The organism is Anoxybacillus andreesenii (genome assembly GCF_030813005.1).
GTDB classification, from domain to species: Bacteria; Bacillota; Bacilli; order Bacillales; family Cytobacillaceae; genus Robertmurraya; species Robertmurraya andreesenii.
The window spans coordinates 155,864-174,192 of record NZ_JAUSTU010000004.1 but is presented as its reverse complement, the minus strand read 5'-3'; the positions used below and the strand labels follow the sequence as shown (position 1 = coordinate 174,192).

25 protein-coding genes are annotated in these 18,329 nt (G+C 44.5%); 24 read left to right on the top strand and 1 reads right to left on the bottom strand.

The features are described from left to right. The first annotated feature begins 1 nt into the window (after position 1). The 18 genes from J2S07_RS05975 (at position 2) to J2S07_RS05890 (ending at position 12,602) form a co-directional block, all read left to right on the top strand. On the top strand, positions 2-349 hold the full coding sequence (locus J2S07_RS05975) for a hypothetical protein (RefSeq protein WP_307149496.1): 348 nt from the start codon (positions 2-4) through the stop codon (positions 347-349). A gap of 3 nt (positions 350-352) precedes the next feature. After that, positions 353-790: a hypothetical protein gene (locus J2S07_RS05970; RefSeq protein WP_307149495.1), complete on the top strand. Its 438-nt coding sequence runs from the start codon at positions 353-355 to the stop codon at positions 788-790. A gap of 1 nt (position 791) precedes the next feature. Then, positions 792-1,235 carry a hypothetical protein gene (locus tag J2S07_RS05965; protein ID WP_307149494.1) on the top strand — a complete coding sequence of 148 codons (444 nt, stop codon included), beginning with the start codon at positions 792-794 and terminating at the stop codon, positions 1,233-1,235. A 17-nt stretch (positions 1,236-1,252) separates the two neighbouring features. After that, positions 1,253-2,302 (top strand): phage tail sheath subtilisin-like domain-containing protein, encoded by a 1,050-nt coding sequence (locus J2S07_RS05960; RefSeq protein ID WP_307149493.1) that lies wholly within the window; start codon positions 1,253-1,255, stop codon positions 2,300-2,302. A gap of 17 nt (positions 2,303-2,319) precedes the next feature. After that, complete coding sequence (locus J2S07_RS05955) at positions 2,320-2,745, top strand: phage tail tube protein (RefSeq protein WP_307149492.1); 426 nt, start codon at positions 2,320-2,322, stop codon at positions 2,743-2,745. Positions 2,746-2,805: 60 nt separating this feature from the next. Then, a complete protein-coding gene (locus tag J2S07_RS05950; protein ID WP_307149491.1) occupies positions 2,806-3,204 on the top strand; it encodes a phage tail assembly chaperone in 399 nt (132 codons plus the stop codon). Between the two features lie 155 nt (positions 3,205-3,359). Further along, entirely contained in the window at positions 3,360-5,021 is a 1,662-nt protein-coding gene (locus J2S07_RS05945; protein WP_307149490.1) for a hypothetical protein, read from the top strand. Further along, the gene (locus J2S07_RS05940) at positions 5,021-5,680 is read left to right on the top strand and encodes a LysM peptidoglycan-binding domain-containing protein (protein ID WP_307149489.1); all 660 of its coding nucleotides are present in this window, start codon (positions 5,021-5,023) and stop codon (positions 5,678-5,680) included. The genes J2S07_RS05945 and J2S07_RS05940 overlap by 1 nt, the downstream gene beginning before the upstream one ends. Next, the gene (locus tag J2S07_RS05935) at positions 5,673-6,689 is read left to right on the top strand and encodes an XkdQ/YqbQ family protein (RefSeq protein WP_307149488.1); all 1,017 of its coding nucleotides are present in this window, start codon (positions 5,673-5,675) and stop codon (positions 6,687-6,689) included. Before J2S07_RS05940 ends, J2S07_RS05935 begins: the two co-directional genes overlap by 8 nt. After that, positions 6,682-7,014, top strand: a complete 333-nt coding sequence (locus J2S07_RS05930) for a DUF2577 domain-containing protein (RefSeq protein WP_307149487.1) — start codon at positions 6,682-6,684, stop codon at positions 7,012-7,014. Before J2S07_RS05935 ends, J2S07_RS05930 begins: the two co-directional genes overlap by 8 nt. Continuing rightward, complete coding sequence (locus J2S07_RS05925) at positions 7,014-7,427, top strand: DUF2634 domain-containing protein (protein WP_307149486.1); 414 nt, start codon at positions 7,014-7,016, stop codon at positions 7,425-7,427. The genes J2S07_RS05930 and J2S07_RS05925 overlap by 1 nt, the downstream gene beginning before the upstream one ends. Before the next feature lie 206 nt (positions 7,428-7,633). Then, a complete protein-coding gene (locus J2S07_RS05920) occupies positions 7,634-8,488 on the top strand; it encodes a baseplate J/gp47 family protein (protein WP_307149485.1) in 855 nt (284 codons plus the stop codon). Continuing rightward, positions 8,485-9,078 carry a putative phage tail protein gene (locus tag J2S07_RS05915; RefSeq protein ID WP_307149484.1) on the top strand — a complete coding sequence of 198 codons (594 nt, stop codon included), beginning with the start codon at positions 8,485-8,487 and terminating at the stop codon, positions 9,076-9,078. The genes J2S07_RS05920 and J2S07_RS05915 overlap by 4 nt, the downstream gene beginning before the upstream one ends. A 17-nt stretch (positions 9,079-9,095) precedes the next feature. Further along, the gene (locus J2S07_RS05910; RefSeq protein ID WP_307149483.1) at positions 9,096-10,895 is read left to right on the top strand and encodes a glycoside hydrolase family protein; all 1,800 of its coding nucleotides are present in this window, start codon (positions 9,096-9,098) and stop codon (positions 10,893-10,895) included. A gap of 93 nt (positions 10,896-10,988) precedes the next feature. Continuing rightward, on the top strand, positions 10,989-11,189 hold the full coding sequence (locus J2S07_RS05905) for a BhlA/UviB family holin-like peptide (protein ID WP_307149482.1): 201 nt from the start codon (positions 10,989-10,991) through the stop codon (positions 11,187-11,189). Further along, entirely contained in the window at positions 11,189-11,881 is a 693-nt protein-coding gene (locus J2S07_RS05900; RefSeq protein ID WP_307149481.1) for an N-acetylmuramoyl-L-alanine amidase, read from the top strand. The genes J2S07_RS05905 and J2S07_RS05900 overlap by 1 nt, the downstream gene beginning before the upstream one ends. Then, a complete protein-coding gene (locus J2S07_RS05895) occupies positions 11,881-12,105 on the top strand; it encodes a phage holin (RefSeq protein WP_307149480.1) in 225 nt (74 codons plus the stop codon). Before J2S07_RS05900 ends, J2S07_RS05895 begins: the two co-directional genes overlap by 1 nt. Before the next feature lie 92 nt (positions 12,106-12,197). Further along, positions 12,198-12,602: a hypothetical protein gene (locus J2S07_RS05890; RefSeq protein WP_307149479.1), complete on the top strand. Its 405-nt coding sequence runs from the start codon at positions 12,198-12,200 to the stop codon at positions 12,600-12,602. Here the strand turns inward: J2S07_RS05890 and J2S07_RS05885 are convergent. Then, positions 12,579-12,821 (bottom strand): hypothetical protein, encoded by a 243-nt coding sequence (locus J2S07_RS05885; RefSeq protein WP_307149478.1) that lies wholly within the window; start codon positions 12,819-12,821, stop codon positions 12,579-12,581. The two genes, J2S07_RS05890 and J2S07_RS05885, sit on opposite strands and share 24 nt — an antisense overlap. A 147-nt stretch (positions 12,822-12,968) precedes the next feature. Between J2S07_RS05885 and J2S07_RS05880 the strand changes: the two genes are divergently transcribed. The 6 genes from J2S07_RS05880 (at position 12,969) to J2S07_RS05855 (ending at position 18,267) form a co-directional block, all read left to right on the top strand. After that, entirely contained in the window at positions 12,969-13,322 is a 354-nt protein-coding gene (locus tag J2S07_RS05880) for a YolD-like family protein (RefSeq protein WP_307149477.1), read from the top strand. 582 nt (positions 13,323-13,904) lie between these two features. Beyond that, complete coding sequence (locus J2S07_RS05875; protein ID WP_307149476.1) at positions 13,905-15,266, top strand: acyclic terpene utilization AtuA family protein; 1,362 nt, start codon at positions 13,905-13,907, stop codon at positions 15,264-15,266. Continuing rightward, on the top strand, positions 15,266-15,586 hold the full coding sequence (locus J2S07_RS05870; RefSeq protein ID WP_307149475.1) for a DUF4387 domain-containing protein: 321 nt from the start codon (positions 15,266-15,268) through the stop codon (positions 15,584-15,586). The genes J2S07_RS05875 and J2S07_RS05870 overlap by 1 nt, the downstream gene beginning before the upstream one ends. Positions 15,587-15,588: 2 nt before the next feature. Continuing rightward, on the top strand, positions 15,589-16,479 hold the full coding sequence (rbsK, locus tag J2S07_RS05865) for a ribokinase (protein WP_307149474.1): 891 nt from the start codon (positions 15,589-15,591) through the stop codon (positions 16,477-16,479). A 54-nt stretch (positions 16,480-16,533) separates the two neighbouring features. Then, complete coding sequence (locus tag J2S07_RS05860; RefSeq protein ID WP_307149585.1) at positions 16,534-17,379, top strand: ABC transporter permease; 846 nt, start codon at positions 16,534-16,536, stop codon at positions 17,377-17,379. 12 nt (positions 17,380-17,391) lie between these two features. Then, positions 17,392-18,267, top strand: coding sequence for a carbohydrate ABC transporter permease (locus J2S07_RS05855; protein ID WP_307149473.1), 876 nt, complete (start codon positions 17,392-17,394; stop codon positions 18,265-18,267). Positions 18,268-18,329: the final 62 nt, after the last annotated feature.

Genomic DNA, 18,329 nt, shown 5'->3' with positions numbered 1-18,329 from the left:
CGTGGCAATTATACCGTTAAAACAGACCGTCACCATCAAGCGTAAAGGCGAAACCGACCGGTGGGGCAACGAAGTTACTCCGCCGGTCGAATTTACGCTTAATTGCCGAATGGAAGAAGGGGCGAAGCTAACTCGCCGAACATCGTCGCTTGACGGTGCTAACTCGGTTACGTCCGCAGAGGTCGTTAGTTCGGCGCAGTTGCTTTTTGATAAATTCGTAGACATCCGTTTGACCGACGAACTATACTACACCGACGAATCCGGCAATGAGCGCAAATACCTGCCGTTAAATATCAATCGTATACGCGGGCTGAACGGTAAAACGCTATTGACGGAAGTGGAGGTGTAAATGATGGCGAGAAATGGCGGATTTAGCATCGACTTAAACTTGGCGCCGTTAGTGAGGTTACTCGAACAATCGCCTGAACTAGCGGCAAAGGGTGCCGAGCGAGCGATGGGCGACATTAAGGACGATTGGGTACGTGAAGCCCGCGATGTGGCGCCACTGGATACCGGTAACTTACGACGCCAAATCTCCGGCGAGGCGGATACGAAAGGGCTCGAGAGCGAAGTTATCGTCGTCGGCAATGCGACCGCAAGGGGCGGAGGCGGCCGTTTTAACTACGGCTACTATATTCACGAAGGTCACATGGCGGATGATGGTAAGAAATTACGTCACCCTGGCACGGTCGAAAAGTTTCTCGAAGAGCCCGCCGAACAAAACAAAGACCGATACTTGCGCATGATAGAGGACGAAATTAAATACGAATTACAGCGGGGAGGTTGGTAAGTTGGCGTCAATTACGAATGAAATCGAATCTATTGCGGAAGTTGTTGAACCGTTGTTTCCTGGCGCTAACGTTTACTATCAGCGAATTCCCGCCGAGCCGAAAATGAATGAGCTTTCAATTCGGTTTATTGCTGGCGGCAGTTCAAGCGAAACAAACTACCATTACCGACTCGACCACGACTTTCAAATCGTCTATTTCGGGCGCAATGAGTTCGATTGTCTGACGAAATTCGAGGCGCTCGAACGAAAATTGAATGACGGTTTTTTGATTCCGATAAAAGGCTCGCTGCGCTATATGCGTATCGGGTCTTTTTCGTTTTCGCAACCGTTCAAAACGGAAGGCGGGGCGAACGCGATACTTGGCGTTTTAAACGTTGAGGTTCGCGAGGCTCGGACGCAACAGCAATACGAAAAAATCGCGGTCGTAAATCCGCGAATTAACTAACGAAAGGGGACGAATAAATGGCGATTGAACAGTGGGACCCAACGGCGCTGCCGATACGGCCCGGAATATATACGAATTTTAAAGACGCAGCAATTGCGCAGATTACGGGCGGCGCACGAGGCACGGTGGCCATTCCGTTAAAGGCATTCGCCGGGCAGGCGAAAGAGAAATCGTTCTACACGATTGAGCGCGAAGGCGACGCACTTCTTTTATTCGGGCAAGAGAACATTCAATCGGTCAAATTTGCACTAGCCGGAGGCGCGAAAGAAGTGCTCGTTTACACGATGCCAGCCGACGCGACAGCACCGGACTACATCGAAATGCGTGAGGCTTTCGAGGCGCGTCCGTTTAACGTATTTGTATACGACGGCGAGGTAACCGCCGACGAGCAGGACGCAACGGTGGCGTGGCGTAAACGTAATGAGACGGAGAAAAAGCATTTCTTTTTCGTAACTGGCGGAGATTCGGCGGCTGACCAAGACGTAGCGGTAGGTAACGCTCGCTCAACGAAATTCGCCGATGATGCAACGGTCAATCTAATCACAGGCGTCACGATTAACGGAAAAGACTACACAAGCGCCGAATATGCGGCGTACATTGCTGGACTCATCGCAGGGACTCCGATTAATCGCTCGATTACTTATGCGACCGTGCCAGTAGACGATGTGACGAAACGATTACGTAATAGCGAAATCGTGACAGCGCTCGAAAAAGGCTCGCTCGTACTCGTACATGATGGCGATAAGGTAAAAGTCGAGCAAGGACTGACGACAAGTAAGGCTAAAATTCGCAAAGTGCGAGCACGTCAAGCGGTTGCGACCGATATTGAGAAAACGGCTCGTGATAACTATATCGGCAAAATCGACAACAACGAGGACGGTCAAATGGCTTTAATTAACGCCATAAAGGCGTACCTGGAAACGCTCGAAGTGAACAACGTGCTTACGGACATTTCTGTAACGCTTGACCCCGAGCGCGAATCAAAAGGCGACATGGTTTTCCTTGCGATTGCATTTACGGAAATCGACTCGATGGAACGTATATTCTTAACCATTACAACGCAATAAGGACGGTGAGATAAACGATGTTAGACGCTACAAAAACGATTAACGGGTCGTTTGGAAAAATGATTGATGCCGACGGCGACTGGCTGACAAACGTCACACAAGCCGAAGCAACTGGTGAAATCAACAAAGAAGAAGTACTCCGCGCGGGCACTCGTGTTGTCGGACATAAAGTCACAACGATTACGTATAGCGGAAATATGACGGGCTATAAAATTACGAACAAACTCGCAAAGAAAATCGCACAGGTTGCCGACGATAGTCAAGGCGCATTTGTGACTGAACTCGTTATGAAAATTGACGACCCCGAAAACCACGAAGGTAAGACGTGGGTACGCTTAAAAGGCGTGCAGTTCGATTCGATTCCGATTCTATCTTACGAGGTTGGAAGCCTCGTTACTGAGGAGACGCCTTTTACATTTACGGGCTTCGAATACCTCGAATAGTGCGGCGGGCATTCGCTCGCCCTTTTTAATCTCGAAAATAACCGAAAAGGATGATGATAGATGAGTAATTTACTAGATGCGTTTCTTAGCGCTGATATGAACGTTGAAAAGGACGTATACATTAAACGTTTCGACGATCACATACGAATTAAGGCGCTATTAGAAGAAGAAATCAACGAATTACGAGAGCAAGCAACCCATTATGTGGGAAAAGGAAAGAGCCGAAAGCAAGAGTTTGATGCGGATGTTTTTAACGGTCTATTAATCGCGAGGGCTTGCGTAAATATCGACTTTGGACATGCGAAAATGCTTGCGAAATATAAGGCGGTGGACGCGGGTGATTGTGTGCGAAAAGCGCTGTTTGCCGGCGAAATTATCATGCTTCAAGAAGCAGTTTTGCGCTTAAGCGGATTTGATGACACGGACGACGAGGAGCTTATCGAAGAAGCAAAAAACTAATTAAGGCGGGTGGTGAAGCGGGTTATTTACACCGCGTTTACCAAATGCACCATATCCCGCCGGACGAGGTACGGAAAAAGCCGAAAAAGGTGCGTATTCTTATGTATGCATCGGATGACATCGAAATGGAACTACGGGAGAAAGGAGGAAAATAGATGGCGTTTGATTTACGAGCGGTGTTGCGATTAGATGGGTCGCAGTTCACTCGAGCTCTAAACAGTATCACTCGCGCCACTCAAAACGCCAATAGACAAACGGATATTTGGCGAGACAATCAAGGGCGTTTACGAGATAGCATGGGCCGTTTTGTTAGACAAACGGGAAATGCATCAAACTCAGTATCACGTCTAGGTAGGGCGTTTACTTCTCCGATACGTGCGGTTGGCAGTCTTACGACTGGTTTAAACGGACTTGTTGGAGCATATGCGGCTGTCACCGGAGCAAAGAAGATTTTTGAGGAAACGATTGGCGCCGCGGCTAAGTACGAGCAAAGCTCCATTACTATCTCGGCGATTCTTGATGATAAAGTTCTCGGGAAGCAGTACATGGATATGGTCGACAGGTTTGCTGTGGATAGCCCGATTATGAACTCTCAAGACATGTTAGCGAATAGTAAATCGTTTTTAACCTCGATTGGCAAGGACATGAAGCAACTAGAAAAAGCTTGGTCGCTAGCGGAGAGGATGGCGGCGATTGACCCGTATCAAGGGGTTGAAGGAGCTGTTTTCGCCTTGCGTGAAATGTTTTCCGGAGATGCGATTTCAATGGTTCGTCGTTTCGAATTTCCGCGGAAGGTCATGAACGAAATTAAGAAACTAGACGTGCCCGACCAGTTGGATGCGTTAGATAAATACTTCAATAAAATCGGTATGACGCAAAAGTTAATCGACGATATGGGCGGAACGACCCTCGGTTTGTGGGCGCAAATTAAAGAATACGTTCAGGTTGCTTTGCGCGACATTGGGATGCCTGCTTTGCAACGCATTCGAACAGTCCTCAAGGATATCGTAGGTATACAGATGTCTAAAGATGAACTAGACAAATGGCGTCAGTTGTTGCCGAAAGACGATTTTGAGCAGACGTTCGCCAAGCAAATTCGCTTCGAAAACTTCAAAAAGACGGGCGCTAAGATACTCGAGAACATTGCGCAAGGATTTATTTCGGCGGCAAAAGGGATCGGAAAGTGGATTGAGTCCATCCAAAACAACCCGGAGTTCCAAGCGCAAACAACGCTCGCCGGAAAGGTCGAATGGGTAATCGGCGATGTCTACGCTAAATTCCTCGAATGGTTGGACGGAGGCGGACGTGAGAAAATCCAAAATACGGCGTCAGACCTAATCGAAATACTGATTGGCGCTATCGAAGCGTCGATAGAAGTGATCGTGCCTGTGGCAGTAAGCGTCGGGTCGGCTATCGGTAAAGGAATTATAAGCGGTGTAAAAAATTCGATTGAGAGTTCATGGCTTGCGCAGTTAATTAGTGACCCTGTCGGCTACGCGTTGAAGTGGGTATCGGGCGGAAAAATCGATTTGCCTGGGCATACGAAAGAAACGAAAAAGAAAATTAAAGAAAAAGGCAAAGGAAAGTCGTTCGCAAGCGGGCTATCAAACGTACCTTACAACGGATTTCAAGCGACACTACACAAGGGTGAGCGTGTGCTAACGCCGGAGGAAAATCGCGAGTACACGAAAGGTATGGGCGGTCTGCAAATCGCAAAACTAGCGGACACCATCATCGTGCGCGAGGACGCCGACATTGACGCAATCGGCGACGCATTGGTACGAAAATGGCAAGCGGCATGGGAGGCGGGTGCGTAATGTCAATCGAATTTTGGCTTTCGTTTAACAACGGCGCAGAGCGGTTACGCCTGCCTGTCAATCCCGAATCTATTAACGTCAGTAGTCCGTTTGGTCACTCCGACATAAACATCGCACAACTCGGAGAATACGCCATCGTTGGCGAACGAGGGCTTAAAGAGTATTCGTTCACATCTTTTTTTCCGCGTGATTATAATCCGGTCTATTGCGAGTATAACGGATTCCCTGCGCCGTGGACCTTCGTAGAAACGCTCGAGCGGTGGCGAGACACGCGTCGACCAATGCGCTTGACAATTACTGGCACGCCAATAAACGAGGCGGTAACGATTCGTGAGTTTACGTACACGCCCGACAAAGCAGGAGGGCCTGGCGATATATATTACGAGTTGCGGTTTAAAGAGTTTCGTTTTATCGAGCTGCCTAAGTCGGTTACTGTGTCGAATGCAAGCACACAGAAACAGCGCCCGTCGTCGCCAGCATCCCCGCCAAAAACTTATACCGTCGTTAAAGGCGATTCTCTGTGGAAGATTGCCGCAAAGCCCACTATCTACGGAAATGGAGCGAAATGGCCGACGATATACAACGCAAACAAAAGCGTCATCGGCAAGAATCCGAATCTAATTTATCCCGGGCAAAAGTTGGTGATACCGAATGCGTAACGTTGTTAAGTACCCGGGCTTTACGAATATCCAAGTCTATTACGATAATCGCGAGATTACCGATTTAGTAGAGTCGGTAACGTGGAGCGGCGATGTGGCGCAAGCTTATCGCACACTTAGCGTAAATATGTCGAATACGATTAACGGGCGGACACGGATGATTATCATCGAAAAAGGAAAGGAAATGCGTTTCTATCATAATGGTGAGTTTTTGTTTCGCGGGTTAGTTTACGCCGACACAATCGACTCTGACGGCAAGCAATCAATTACCGCCTATGATGAAAACGTCTATTTAACGAAGTCGAACGACGAGCGTAAGTTTACTAACGTTAAAGCATCCGATATTGCAAAGCGTTTGTGTAGCGATTTCGGTATTCCAGTCGGCGCCATTAGCGACACGGGCTACGTCATACCGAAGTTACACATGACAGGCGACACTCTATACGACTTTATTATTAAAGCGTTGACCCTAACGAAAAAGCAAAACGGGCGGCGCTTTTTTATTTACAATCATCTCGGAAAACTCTACTTGAAAGAGCGAAAGGAGCACATTATCGAAGGGCAGATTCTCGTCGGTAGTAACTTGATTTCGGCATCATACTCGCAATCAATCGAGGACTTGAAAACGCAAGTAAAGGTTGTCGGCGGAAATGAAAAATCGCCGATTATTATCACGGTTAAAGACGACACACTGCGTAAGAAATTCGGTGTCATGCAACACATCGAAAGTGTTGACGAAAAATTATCGAAGTCGCAGGTTGAGCAACGTGCGCGTGAATTACTAAAGCAACTCGGTACGATAAACGATGATGCACAGGTAACTTGTATCGGTAACACTAAGGCGGTCGCAGGGGCGTCGATGCGTGTGCGAGAACCAATGACAGGCATCATCGGAGATTACTATATAACGCAAGACACGCACACATTCGGCACGGATGGCTACCAAACCACGCTCACGTTGTCCGCAACGGATGATTTGCCGGAAATGGAGGCGAGCATTGATGATTGACGAACGACTAGAAGGCGGTCACGACAGTAAAGCCATTCAACTTTTTCGGAAAGTCGGCTACAACCAAGACGTCCAAATTAAACTCGGCACGGTTAAATCTGCGCCCCCAAATATGCGAATAAACGTGGACGGAATGAAATATGATTTAGACCCCGATGATTACGCAATCGCCGAGCACCTGACGGCACACACGCGTCAAGTCAAGATTAACGGCACAACTAGCACTATTGAGTACTCGCACGCACTCAAAGCGGGCGACCGTGTGATTATTGCGTCGGCAAACAAAGGACAACGATATTACGTATTAGACAAGGCGGTGACTTAATGGCGCTATCACCTTTGCATCCAATCGACGAGCGATCGGAGGAAGTCACAGTACGACCAGCGCCGTCGAAAACGTATCAACTAAACGCAAACACAAACGAAATCGGCAGTCTGATTGACGGCGAGCAGGCGATAAGGCAGTTCATCGTCAAAGCGGTCAAGACGGCGCGGTTTCGTTTTTTAATTTATGACGACCAGTACGGCTCGGAACTCGATGACTTAATCGGCGCCGACGTGTCGGACGCGTTATTACAAGTCGAGATTCCGCGCGTCATTCGTGAGGCGCTCATTTACGACGACCGTGTGGACGACGTTGTTAATTTCGATATTACTCGCGAGGGCGACCGGCTATACGTCGAATTTACCGTCGTACTCGCCGACGGCACAACATTAACGGAAGGGGTGACGATTTAATGGCGCAATTTGAAAACCAAACGGACGAGGCGATTCACGAGCGAATGCTTGCTACGGTCAGCGAAGACATCGACAAACGGCAAGGCTCTGTTGTTTGGGACTTAACACGGCCAGCAGCGATTGAAATAGCAGAAGTTTTTAGACAGTTAGACAATGTACTTACTTTCGGATTTGCTACAGCAGACACACCACGTGAATATCTCGAATTGCGATGCTCAGAATTAGGGGTAATACCAAAAGAGGCAGTAAAAGCAGTCGGGACACTGACATTTATGGGAGCGGATGGTACGGTTGTTCCAGTTGGCACACGTGTAAGCACTGACTCAGTTACGCCTATTTATTTTACTACTGTCACTGAAGGTGTTATTACAGACGGAGTTTGTGATGTCGAGGCAGAAGCAGAAAACGCAGGATTTATCGGGAATGTGGCAGCGAAAAAGATAACGTTAGTACTAGGTGATTTATCGGGGGTCGTTACTGTTATAAATAATGCGAATTTTGACGGCGGTACCGACGTTGAGTCTGACGAAAGTCTACTAGCTAGATATTATGAGAAAGCCCAAAAACCCGCAACAAGCGGAAATGCAAATCATTATTTACAGTGGGCTAAATCAGTCGCTGGAGTAGGAGACGCGCGTGTTCATCCACTGTGGAACGGGCCAGGAACAGTAAAAGTTGTTTTGCTTGATACGGACAAGACTGCGCCGCCACAAACGACAATAGACGATGTCGAGACTTTTATCGAAAACGTTCGTCCGATAGGAGCCACTGTCACTGTTGTCGGAGCGGAAGAGGTATCTATCAACGTGTCAGCCACACTGACTCTAGCAACGGACGTAACTCTCGAAGAGGTAACAGCTCAATTTACTGAGGCGTTGCGCCAATACCTAAAAAGTATTGCGTTTACAGGCGAACTAATTCGATACACTCGTATAGCGAATCTACTCCTTGATATACCGCCAATCATCGACTACCAAGACCTAACCGTTAATGGAGCGATTGCAAATATTGAATTAACTGGCGACCAAGTTGGAGTAATAGGAACGGTGGAATTCTCATGAAACTCCTAGGAACAGAGATTACGCGGAATATTCAACGTGATATGTTCGAATATATGCCTAAAGAATACGAGGATTATATTCAGTCAAGAGCTATTGTTGAAGTAGAATCTGAAGAATTTGAAAGATTAAATGAAATTGTTGCGGATGTTCTTGCGCAGTTTTTCGTCGACACAGCTACCTGGGGGTTAGCCTATTGGGAGCGGCTGGTCGGCATTATTACCGACGAAAATGTCCCGATAAATGAGCGAAGGTCAGTTGTGAAGGTGAAATTACGAGGATATAACACGATAAATGCCGTCGAACTAAAATCAATTATTAGTGCATACGAGTATGGCGAAATTGATGTAACTGAAATACCGGCCCAACACACAATTGAAATTGACTTTAAGAGTGAATACGGGGTCCCTGCAAATCTTGAAGAATTGGAGCGATTACTCTGCCAAATAATGCCTGCGCATTTACGTACTAAACTATTTGCTAAGCATAACTGGCACAGAAAACTGCGTAAGTACACACATGCAGAACTTTCGCTGCATTCACACATCGATATTAGAACCCAAAAGGCTCTTCGCGATGATTACAAACGATAAAATAGGACGGTGACATTATGCCAAATCAAACTACAAATTATGGGTTTAAAAAACCGTTAGAAAATGAGTATTACGACATTACAATTCAAAACGAAAATGCTGATAAAATTGATAGCGCAATTAAGGCACGTAAAGACGAGATTGACGCCCATAAAGTGTCAACAAGCGCCCATGCAGCTCAACATATTACGTATAACGGTAATGCCAGTAATAACACAAACAGCAGTGTAAAGAAAGCGCTAGATGATATAGATGACCGTATAGACAACTTGGTAGCAACAGTCGGAGATTCAAACACTGAAATTGTGGACGCTCGAGACAATCTACAGGGTCAGACATACCCGACTTTAAAAGACCGTTTGGACACTGAGTATAATCGCCTTAACGAACAGTTGGCAGAAACTGTTCAATTACAAAAGTTTCAGAGAAACGCTGAAAGATCATTAGTAATACCTACCTATGATGGTAGTGGTCAAACCGTCCATCCATCGGTTAAATATTTTGATTCATTAGCAACAGCACCTAGTGGTTATAAATATTGGATGGCTCACACACCTTATCCAAACTCAGATGATGATTATGAGAATCCATGTATAGCAGTTTCTAATGACGGTATACAATGGTCTGTGCCTAATGGTTTAACAAATCCCATAGATCAGCCGACAGCACAGGAAATTTCAGACGGTTACCATATGAGTGACACGCATTTAGTAGTGGTCAATGGGGTTTTAGAATGTTGGTATAGGTTTAATAAAAACGGTGTCGTAGATAAAATCTTTAGAAAAACATCTATAGATGGTATAAGTTGGAGTGCAAGGGAAGTTGTATTGGATGCAACTGACAAAGTGTTTTTATCCCCTGCTATACTCTTTGAAAACGGAAAATATAGATTATGGTATATGAACGGATATAACATTTATTATATAGAATCACAGACAGGACAATTAGGAACTTGGACTAATCCTGTTTTAGTTCCTATTAGTTATAGAACGGGAGAACCTTCAGTTAGACCATGGCATTTAGATGTTTTTAAGGACACCGACGGTAAGTATTATCTAATTTTAAATGCTATTACAAACTTCGGACTACCGAATCGAACTCAAGTTCTGATGTTTGGAAAATCAAATGATGGTATGAGTTTTAATGACACATATACTTTCTTATATCCTACCCCGAAAGACAGTGTTACTAATTGGGATAACAATGAATTGTATCGTGCTTCTATGGTTCGTGTTGGTTCCATGTATCGTTTATATTATTCAGCTATCAGTTCAAGAAATACGTGGGGTATTGGATTACTTGAAGGTGATTCTGTAGAAAATGTCAACAGGGTGGATATTACCAAGAACTCCAATGGAGATACCATAAATCTAAAAAATTTAATTTTAAAACAAGGTCAACAACTTAATTTGGATGAAGGTTTACGCTCATATTTAAAAAATGACCGGTTAAAATTGGTTAAGCCTGGTGTTGCAGGAGCTGGGTTACTAGTATTAGATAATAATACTTTAAAAGTAATAAGCGATAGCGGAGATTTACCAGCGATACTAGAAATAAAAGGGTTATCTTTTCAAGAGGGAATTGTATTATCTAACAAGGAAGGATACTTCTACTATAATCGGACTAAAAAAAGATACGAATATTATAACGGTTCTGCGTGGAAGTCGTTACAAATGATTGAAAAGGATATTACAAATAATAGACCAACTACAGGCACAGAAACAGGTCAAATGTTTTTTGATGCGACTCTAAACAAACCAATTTGGAGAAATAAAACAAATGATGGATGGGTAGACGCAACAGGCGCGACTGTCTAACACTGTAGGAAGATACTGTTCGGTAGCTACAACAAAATGTATCGGTCACGCCACGCGCGTGGCCTTTTATTTTTAAACGCGGAGGTGTAATCGGTGGATGCGGAAACAATTAAATATTTCTTAACGCAGGGGCCATTCGCGATTCTTTTCGTATGGCTCCTTATTTACGTCATGCGGGCGAACAAAGACCGCGAAGGTCGCCTACACGATTTACTCGATAAGTTTAGCGACAAATACGACGTGGTCATCGACGAGCTACGCGACATTAAAAATAAAATGGGAGGCGGTCAATAATGACGTATTCAGTCGTCACAGTCAACGCAGGCCACAGCGCAAAGGCACCGGGCGCAAGCGGTAACGGCTACCGCGAGCACGAAGTCGCCCGTACGCTCAAGGATAAGCTAATCAAGGCGCTCAACGCGGTTGGTCAAAAGACCGCCGACACGACGAGCGACGCAGGCGACAAAAACGCAGTCCTCGCCGAGCAAGTGCGCAAGTGTAACGCGGTCATCAAAAACGGTCGGCTCGACGTTGCGATTCATCTTAACGCGGGCGGGGGTACCGGCACGGAAGTCTTGCATTTCGGCGCTAGCACGAAGGCGCTCGCGGCAAAAGTATCGGCAGCCATCGCAAAGGCGGGCGGTTATCGCGACCGTGGCGCAAAGCAACGCCAAGACCTTTATTTTCTCCGTAACACTAACGCACCTTCAATCCTTATCGAAGTTTGCTTTATCGACAACGCAGATGACATGCGTAAGTTAATGGCGCAAATGGACGCTATCGTCAACGCAATTGTTAAGGCGATTACTGGCAAAGTGGCACCTGCGCCAGCCAAGCCGAAGTCTGCATACGAAATCGAACTAGAACAGGCGGTAGATTGGGCGAAGGCGGCTGGCGTATCGGACGGCACACGACTAAATGACGCTTGCACACGTGGGCAAGTGATTATGATGCTATATCGACTATCGAAAGGGGCGGTTAAATAATGAACGAAGTTAAACGAATCACAGCAGGCACAGTGACGCGGTTTGTATTACTATTACTTGCGTTAATCAACAGCGGGCTCGAAATGTCCGGCGTAAGCGTGTTGCCAGTCGACGAGGAAGGCGTTTCGACGTTTATATCGCTTGCCTTTTTAGGCGGGACGTCGCTATGGGCGTATTGGAAAAACAACGACGTAAGTCGGAAGGCGCGTAGCAAAGGCAAATAATTTTCGGCAGGGTGAGCGAAACCTTTACGCTTGCCCTTGCGTATACATAGTAATTTACGGTAAAATAGGAATAATTATACGGAGTTGGGAGCGTGGGCAATGTGAAGCGACAGAATATCGTATTAGTAGCCGTTATTATACTACTAGCGGGCGTTGGGCTTGCATCTATGTTTTTCGGCAATGCGGGCGAGGTCAAGCCGATAGCCGCAGAAAGCATGTCGGATCAAGAACGCGCTGAATTAGACGTCGCTGTGCTCACGGAAGAACTCTCCGCCTTTGACATATCGAAAATTAACGTTAACTACTCCGGCGACATTATCTCCGTTTACATCGACAAAAAGACGAGCGAGCAATACGTTGAGGACTACGCAAAAGACGTAGTGGATGCGGTTAAGTCTGCGCTTGTTACTCGCAAGTCCGATATGACCCTCGAAAAAGACCGCTACAACGTGACCGTTTACGGCACGGACGGACTAATTAAAATCGCCTCGACCTAATCCGCATGGGCCGGGGTTTTTTAGTCTAAAAATCGCCAGCTCCTTCGCTAGTTCCGGCGTTGTCGCATAGCAGTTCCAAACGTAATCAATTCCGTTTGTTGCGGTCGCCATATATCTACCATCGTGACAATCCCACACTCTGACGTATATTTTTCCGTGCCTAATACACTCCTGTTCACGCCTATTTTCGTATGCCTCACGTAAATGATATATCAACATTAGTATTCACCTCGCTTTCTACTCTATCAATTCGTTAATTACCTTTTGTTTCCTATCGGCAAATATGTCTAAATTCCGAAATACGGTTGCACAACGAACGTTTGTTCGTGTATAATAACGGTAAAACAACCGAGAGGACTGACGAGTATGCAGGACGAAAACAATCCGAAACTGCGTGACCGCGGGAAACTAAAATGGCAAGGGTTCTTTATGCCGGAGCAAGTCGCGCTATTACGCAGATTTAACGATGAATACTACCACTTCGAAAAGCCGGAGGTCGACGAGTATCAGCTCGCAGAATTTGACGAGCGCATTAACTACGCAATGGAATACCATTTGCCGGTAAAGTTTACGTTATGGGAGGCGGGTAGGTTTTCGGAGTTAATTGGCCGTGTGCATTACGTCGACCCGATAACGTCGCAACTTCGCGTAAAATCGGCGGAAGGCTTCGTTCGAATAAACCTGTCGGACATTACTGCGGTGGAAGTGGTCGAAGATTGACCGCCGCGCCACCTTTCGTTTATAATGAAACCGTAAGAGACGAACGGAAACAGTGCGGATGATTGACCGAAAACCGTACGGGTGATTGGACGGAAGTTGATTTTACGCTGATTGAGCGGATTGATTGGACGGATTCATGCCGAAGGGTCTTCAAAACCGTACGTGAGGCGCGTGCCGTCTCAGCTGGGTTCGATTCCCAGGCGGTCCCGCCATAGAATTAATAATAATATCGCTAAACCTCTTGAAGTATTGGTATATCAAGGTTTAGCGATTTTTTATTTTTTGTCGAATCTTAACGAACACTAATTTTCACAACAAGCGACAATATTTATTAATAAACAAGATAATGCAACTAAGAAATAATCAGTGAGGATATTGCTAAAGCTAAGTTGAGCGGGATATCCTCCCCAAAAAAATATTGACACAATCTAGACGGTTGATTATTCTATATGTAACCGATTTCATATTTTTTTGACAGTTTGCGTAACCGGTTACACATATGATTTTTTTATTTCATTAATGTGTAACCGGTTACCTAATAGATTGCTAGAAGCAAATAGTACATAAGTGGGGGAGACATACATGAAGTCAGCTATTAGAATTGTTTCACCTTGTGGAATGCTTGGTTATGGCTTTCCGAAAGAATCATTTGAACGAGCCTTTGATCAAGAAATTCATGGAATTGTTGTGGATGCAGGCTCAACAGATGCAGGCCCGCATAAGCTTGGTGCTGGCGTATCTATTGTCAGTAAGCATGCGGTGAAAAAGGATTTGAAGATCATGCTTGAAAAAGGCATTCCTCATAAAATTCCAATTATCATTGGCTCCGCTGGGGGGGCTGGTGCTAGGCCCCATGTCGAAAGCACATTAGAAATCATGAAAGAAATATTAACTGAAGAGGGCTACCAGGCCAAAATAGCTGTTATCTGGGCAGACTTTGAGCATGAATATATCGTAAAAATGCAGAAAAACGGGAAGATTAAGCCATTATCTGAAAACATCCCACAGCTTACAGAGCAAACCATTCGAGAGACAACCTCTATTGTTGCCCAGATGGGACATGAACCGATATTGGAAGCGCTAGAGGGAGGAGCGGATATTATCGTTTGTGGCCGAGCATATGACCCATCCCCATTTGCAGCTATTGGGATCTACCATGGAATGGACAAGGGCCTTTCTTATCATTTGGGGAAAATTCTGGAATGCGGTGCGTTATGTGCGGAGCCAGGAACGACAAAGGACAGTATTCTAGGTACGCTTTACGCTGATTCTTTTACGATTGAATCCTTAAACCCGAACAGAACATGTACAACGACAAGTGTGGCGGCGCATACTTTCTATGAAAAGGAACATCCTTATTTATTGCATGGACCTGGCTTTATGCTGGATTTATCAGAATGTACCTTTACGGAAATATCTGCTGGCGTAATCAAGGTTGAGAACAGCCAGTATGTTCCAAGTGAATCCTTTTGTCTAAAGCTAGAGGGTGCGAGAAAGAGGTCCTATCGTACATTTGTTATCGCTGGGATACGCGATCCACTTTTATTGGCACAACTAGAGGATGTAGAAAAGAAAGTACTGGAGCAGGTAACCGACTATTTTGCAGAGATTCCTCAAGAGGATTACGAGATTCATTTTTATCATTATGGAAAAAATGCAGTACTTGGTGAAAATGAACCAGAACCCTTTCGTGGACATGAAATAGGTGTCATGTTTGAAGTATTGGCAAAAAGCCAGGAACTAGCCGACACGATTTGTGCAAATCTCCGTTCGACATACCTTCATTATGGCTACGACGGAAGAAAATCAACGGCAGGGAATTTAGCTTTTCCTTTCGCTCCGAGTGATGTTTCTTTCGGGCCAGTCTATGAATTTTCGATTTATCATTTAATGGAAGTGGATGAAAATCCATTTAAAGTTGAATTTTTGGGGGCAGATGACTGATGGCAAAATTATTCGAGCTTGCAAAAGTGTTGCGAAGCAAAAATTCTGGTCCTTTTGAATTCACGATGGACATCTTATTTGACGAGAAGGAAGTATATGAACGAGTAAAACAGTCTCATGTCATGACAAAGGAAAAAGTGGCGGAGGCTTATAATATTTCCGTTTCGGATATACATCACTTTGTTTTTTTTGACCCAGCATTAGGGATTAAGATTACGATGGCGAGAACGGTTTCCTCTGGCACCGCTGGAGATCGGGATGTGTATGGGGCGCAGCAGCATGCACCATTAATGAACTTGGAAATCGACGGGAGTAGATAGAATTGAAAAAAATAGCAGTGGTAGGGAGCATTAATATTGATTATTTTGTAGAAAGTAAAACCCTTCCAAACTTTGGAGAAACGGTAATTGGAGATCATTTTTTTATGTCCTTCGGAGGTAAGGGAGCAAACCAGGCAGTTGCGGCTGCCCGCTTAGGCGGGGAAGTTACTTTATTTGGTTCGATTGGAAACGATGGGCAAAAGGATGTTTTGTTATCTCATTTTAAAAATGAAAAGATCAACATCGAACATATGAATCTAGTTGAAAATATTTCGACTGGGGCGGCGGTTATTGAGCTTCATAATTGTGAAAACCGAATCATTGTCGTTCCGGGAGCGAATCAATATACCAATGTAAAATATATTGAACAAAATCTCGATGCATTATTACAGCATGATGTGTTTCTATTGCAAATGGAAATCCCAATCGAGACGCTTGAATTTCTTATTCCAATCTTACATGAGAACAAGAAGACGATCATTCTTGACCCGGCACCAGCGCAAAAACTTTCCCGGGATTTATTAAAAAAGATCACCTACTTAACACCGAATGAACACGAATACGCAATTGTAACCGATGATGACCGAGCGATGAACGATGTCTTATTGGACTATGCGAACCAGCTTCTAATCACTTGTGGCGAAAAGGGAGTTGTCTATTTCGATGGGAAAGAGATAGTCAAAATTCCAGCAAGAAAAACGGACGCAGTTGATACGACAGGAGCAGGGGATACGTTTTCAGGTGCCTTTACAGTAGCTGTATCTGAGGGGAAGCCTTTGGAAGAATGTATTCGCTATGGGACATATGCTGCCAGTTTGGCTGTGACAAAAAAAGGAGCCCAATCAGGGATGCCCTATAAACAGGATATTTTAGACATCGAAATAAAGGGGTGATATCTTGTGAAGAAAATATGGAGAAAAATTTGCGAGGACTGGATCCTCTATTTAATGCTTTTACCAGGAATCATCTTCTTTGTCATTTTCCATGTTATTCCTATTATCGGGATGAAGCTCGCCTTCCAAGATTATCGCATCATTGGGGAAAACATATGGGTTGGATTAAAGCATTTTAAAATCTTATTTAGTTCACCTGCTTTTATTGATGTCCTAAAGAATACGGTCATTATCAGCTCGATGAAAATCATTTTTATTTTTCCCATACCTATTATTCTAGCATTAATGGTGAATGAAGTACGCAATGGACCATACCGGAAATATGTACAGTCTGTATCGTATTTGCCCCATTTCCTTTCATGGGTAGTGATTGCTGGGATATGGATCAGCTTTTTGAGCCCGAATGGTGGTATAAATATCATTCGAGAGTTTTTTCAGCTTCCATCGCTTGATTTTATGACGAGCAAGGAACATATCCGCTGGGTCCTTGTATTTTCTGAAATGTGGCGAAGTGCCGGTTGGGATAGCATTCTTTATATTGCAGCGATAATGAAAATAAGCCCGCAATTATATGAAGCTGCCAAGCTTGACGGAGCTAATACATTACAGCAAATGCGCTATATTACTTTGCCTGCAATGGCAAGTACAGTCATCACCGTCTTTATTTTAAATTTGGGCTTTTTTATGAATGCAGGGTTCGACCAAGTATTTAACCTTATGAATGATTCAGTGATTAGTAAGGTAGATATACTAGATACCTATGTATATCGAATCGGTTTATTGAATGGACAGTATGCTTATGCGACTGCTGCGAGTCTATTTAAGGGAGTTATCGGACTTGTTCTAATCCTAAGTACGCATTTCTTATCCAAGCGATTTACTGGAAAAGGTGTCTGGTAAGGGGGGATATAGATGAAAAGATTAAGTTGGACACGAAGTATTATTTATTTCGTTTTATTTATTATTACTTTAGCGGTATTAATACCCGTTCTAAACCTAGTAGCAATGTCATTGTCAGACCCATCTCGAGTTAAGGAATTGACGGGATTAGGTGTTATCCCAAAAGGATTCTCCTTTATCAATTATGAAATTATTTTATCCAACCCCTTAATTCTCAAAAGTATTGCTAATTCAGTATTTATTACGATTGTGGGTACCTTTATTAATCTATTTCTAACTTCATTAATGGCGTATGTGTTAGCTCGTACGAATTTTGTCGGAAAAAAGGTTGTGCTCCTCTTTCTGATCGCAATTATGGTATTTGAGCCATCGATGATTACAGAATATCTATTAATGAAGGATTTAAATTTGTTGAATACATATGCATCATTGATTCTGTACAAAGCAATTAATGTATATTATTTGTTTATTTTGATGAGATTCTTCCAGGAAATCCCGGAAAGCTTAATTGAAGCTGCACGAATCGATGGCGCCGGACATTTTCGCATCTTTACAAGCATTGTCCTACCTTTGTCGAAACCAGCATTGGCAACGCTAACCTTGTTCTACGGTGTGTATCACTGGAATGAATATTTCCGAGCAACGATTTATATTACAGATCCTAATAAGTGGCCGTTGCAGGTCGTACTACGCCAGTTCGTTGTGAAACAAGATAATACGACGATGTTGTCTGGAATGGATATGTCGGCAGAAATGCTTGCCAGCCTCGACTTTGGCTCCCTGCAGGCGAGTACAATTATCATTGCGATCATTCCTTTGTTGCTATTGTATCCGCTTATCCTAAAGTATTTCACAAAAGGAACAATGGATGGTGGAGTAAAAGATTGATATAGGTTATACATGGCTCCCTTCATGGCTCAGTCCTCTTTTGTATTTTGTAAGAGCCTATG

Coding starts and splice junctions, on each gene's coding strand:
- J2S07_RS05970 (WP_307149495.1), top strand. CDS start 353: ATGGCGAGAAATGGCGGATTTAGCATCGACTTAAACTTGGCGCCGTTA.
- J2S07_RS05960 (WP_307149493.1), top strand. CDS start 1,253: ATGGCGATTGAACAGTGGGACCCAACGGCGCTGCCGATACGGCCCGGA.
- J2S07_RS05955 (WP_307149492.1), top strand. CDS start 2,320: ATGTTAGACGCTACAAAAACGATTAACGGGTCGTTTGGAAAAATGATT.
- J2S07_RS05950 (WP_307149491.1), top strand. CDS start 2,806: ATGAGTAATTTACTAGATGCGTTTCTTAGCGCTGATATGAACGTTGAA.
- J2S07_RS05945 (WP_307149490.1), top strand. CDS start 3,360: ATGGCGTTTGATTTACGAGCGGTGTTGCGATTAGATGGGTCGCAGTTC.
- J2S07_RS05940 (WP_307149489.1), top strand. CDS start 5,021: ATGTCAATCGAATTTTGGCTTTCGTTTAACAACGGCGCAGAGCGGTTA.
- J2S07_RS05935 (WP_307149488.1), top strand. CDS start 5,673: ATGCGTAACGTTGTTAAGTACCCGGGCTTTACGAATATCCAAGTCTAT.
- J2S07_RS05930 (WP_307149487.1), top strand. CDS start 6,682: ATGATTGACGAACGACTAGAAGGCGGTCACGACAGTAAAGCCATTCAA.
- J2S07_RS05925 (WP_307149486.1), top strand. CDS start 7,014: ATGGCGCTATCACCTTTGCATCCAATCGACGAGCGATCGGAGGAAGTC.
- J2S07_RS05915 (WP_307149484.1), top strand. CDS start 8,485: ATGAAACTCCTAGGAACAGAGATTACGCGGAATATTCAACGTGATATG.
- J2S07_RS05910 (WP_307149483.1), top strand. CDS start 9,096: ATGCCAAATCAAACTACAAATTATGGGTTTAAAAAACCGTTAGAAAAT.
- J2S07_RS05900 (WP_307149481.1), top strand. CDS start 11,189: ATGACGTATTCAGTCGTCACAGTCAACGCAGGCCACAGCGCAAAGGCA.
- J2S07_RS05895 (WP_307149480.1), top strand. CDS start 11,881: ATGAACGAAGTTAAACGAATCACAGCAGGCACAGTGACGCGGTTTGTA.
- J2S07_RS05885 (WP_307149478.1), bottom strand. CDS start 12,821: ATGTTGATATATCATTTACGTGAGGCATACGAAAATAGGCGTGAACAG.
- J2S07_RS05880 (WP_307149477.1), top strand. CDS start 12,969: ATGCAGGACGAAAACAATCCGAAACTGCGTGACCGCGGGAAACTAAAA.
- J2S07_RS05875 (WP_307149476.1), top strand. CDS start 13,905: ATGAAGTCAGCTATTAGAATTGTTTCACCTTGTGGAATGCTTGGTTAT.
- J2S07_RS05870 (WP_307149475.1), top strand. CDS start 15,266: ATGGCAAAATTATTCGAGCTTGCAAAAGTGTTGCGAAGCAAAAATTCT.
- J2S07_RS05860 (WP_307149585.1), top strand. CDS start 16,534: ATGCTTTTACCAGGAATCATCTTCTTTGTCATTTTCCATGTTATTCCT.
- J2S07_RS05855 (WP_307149473.1), top strand. CDS start 17,392: ATGAAAAGATTAAGTTGGACACGAAGTATTATTTATTTCGTTTTATTT.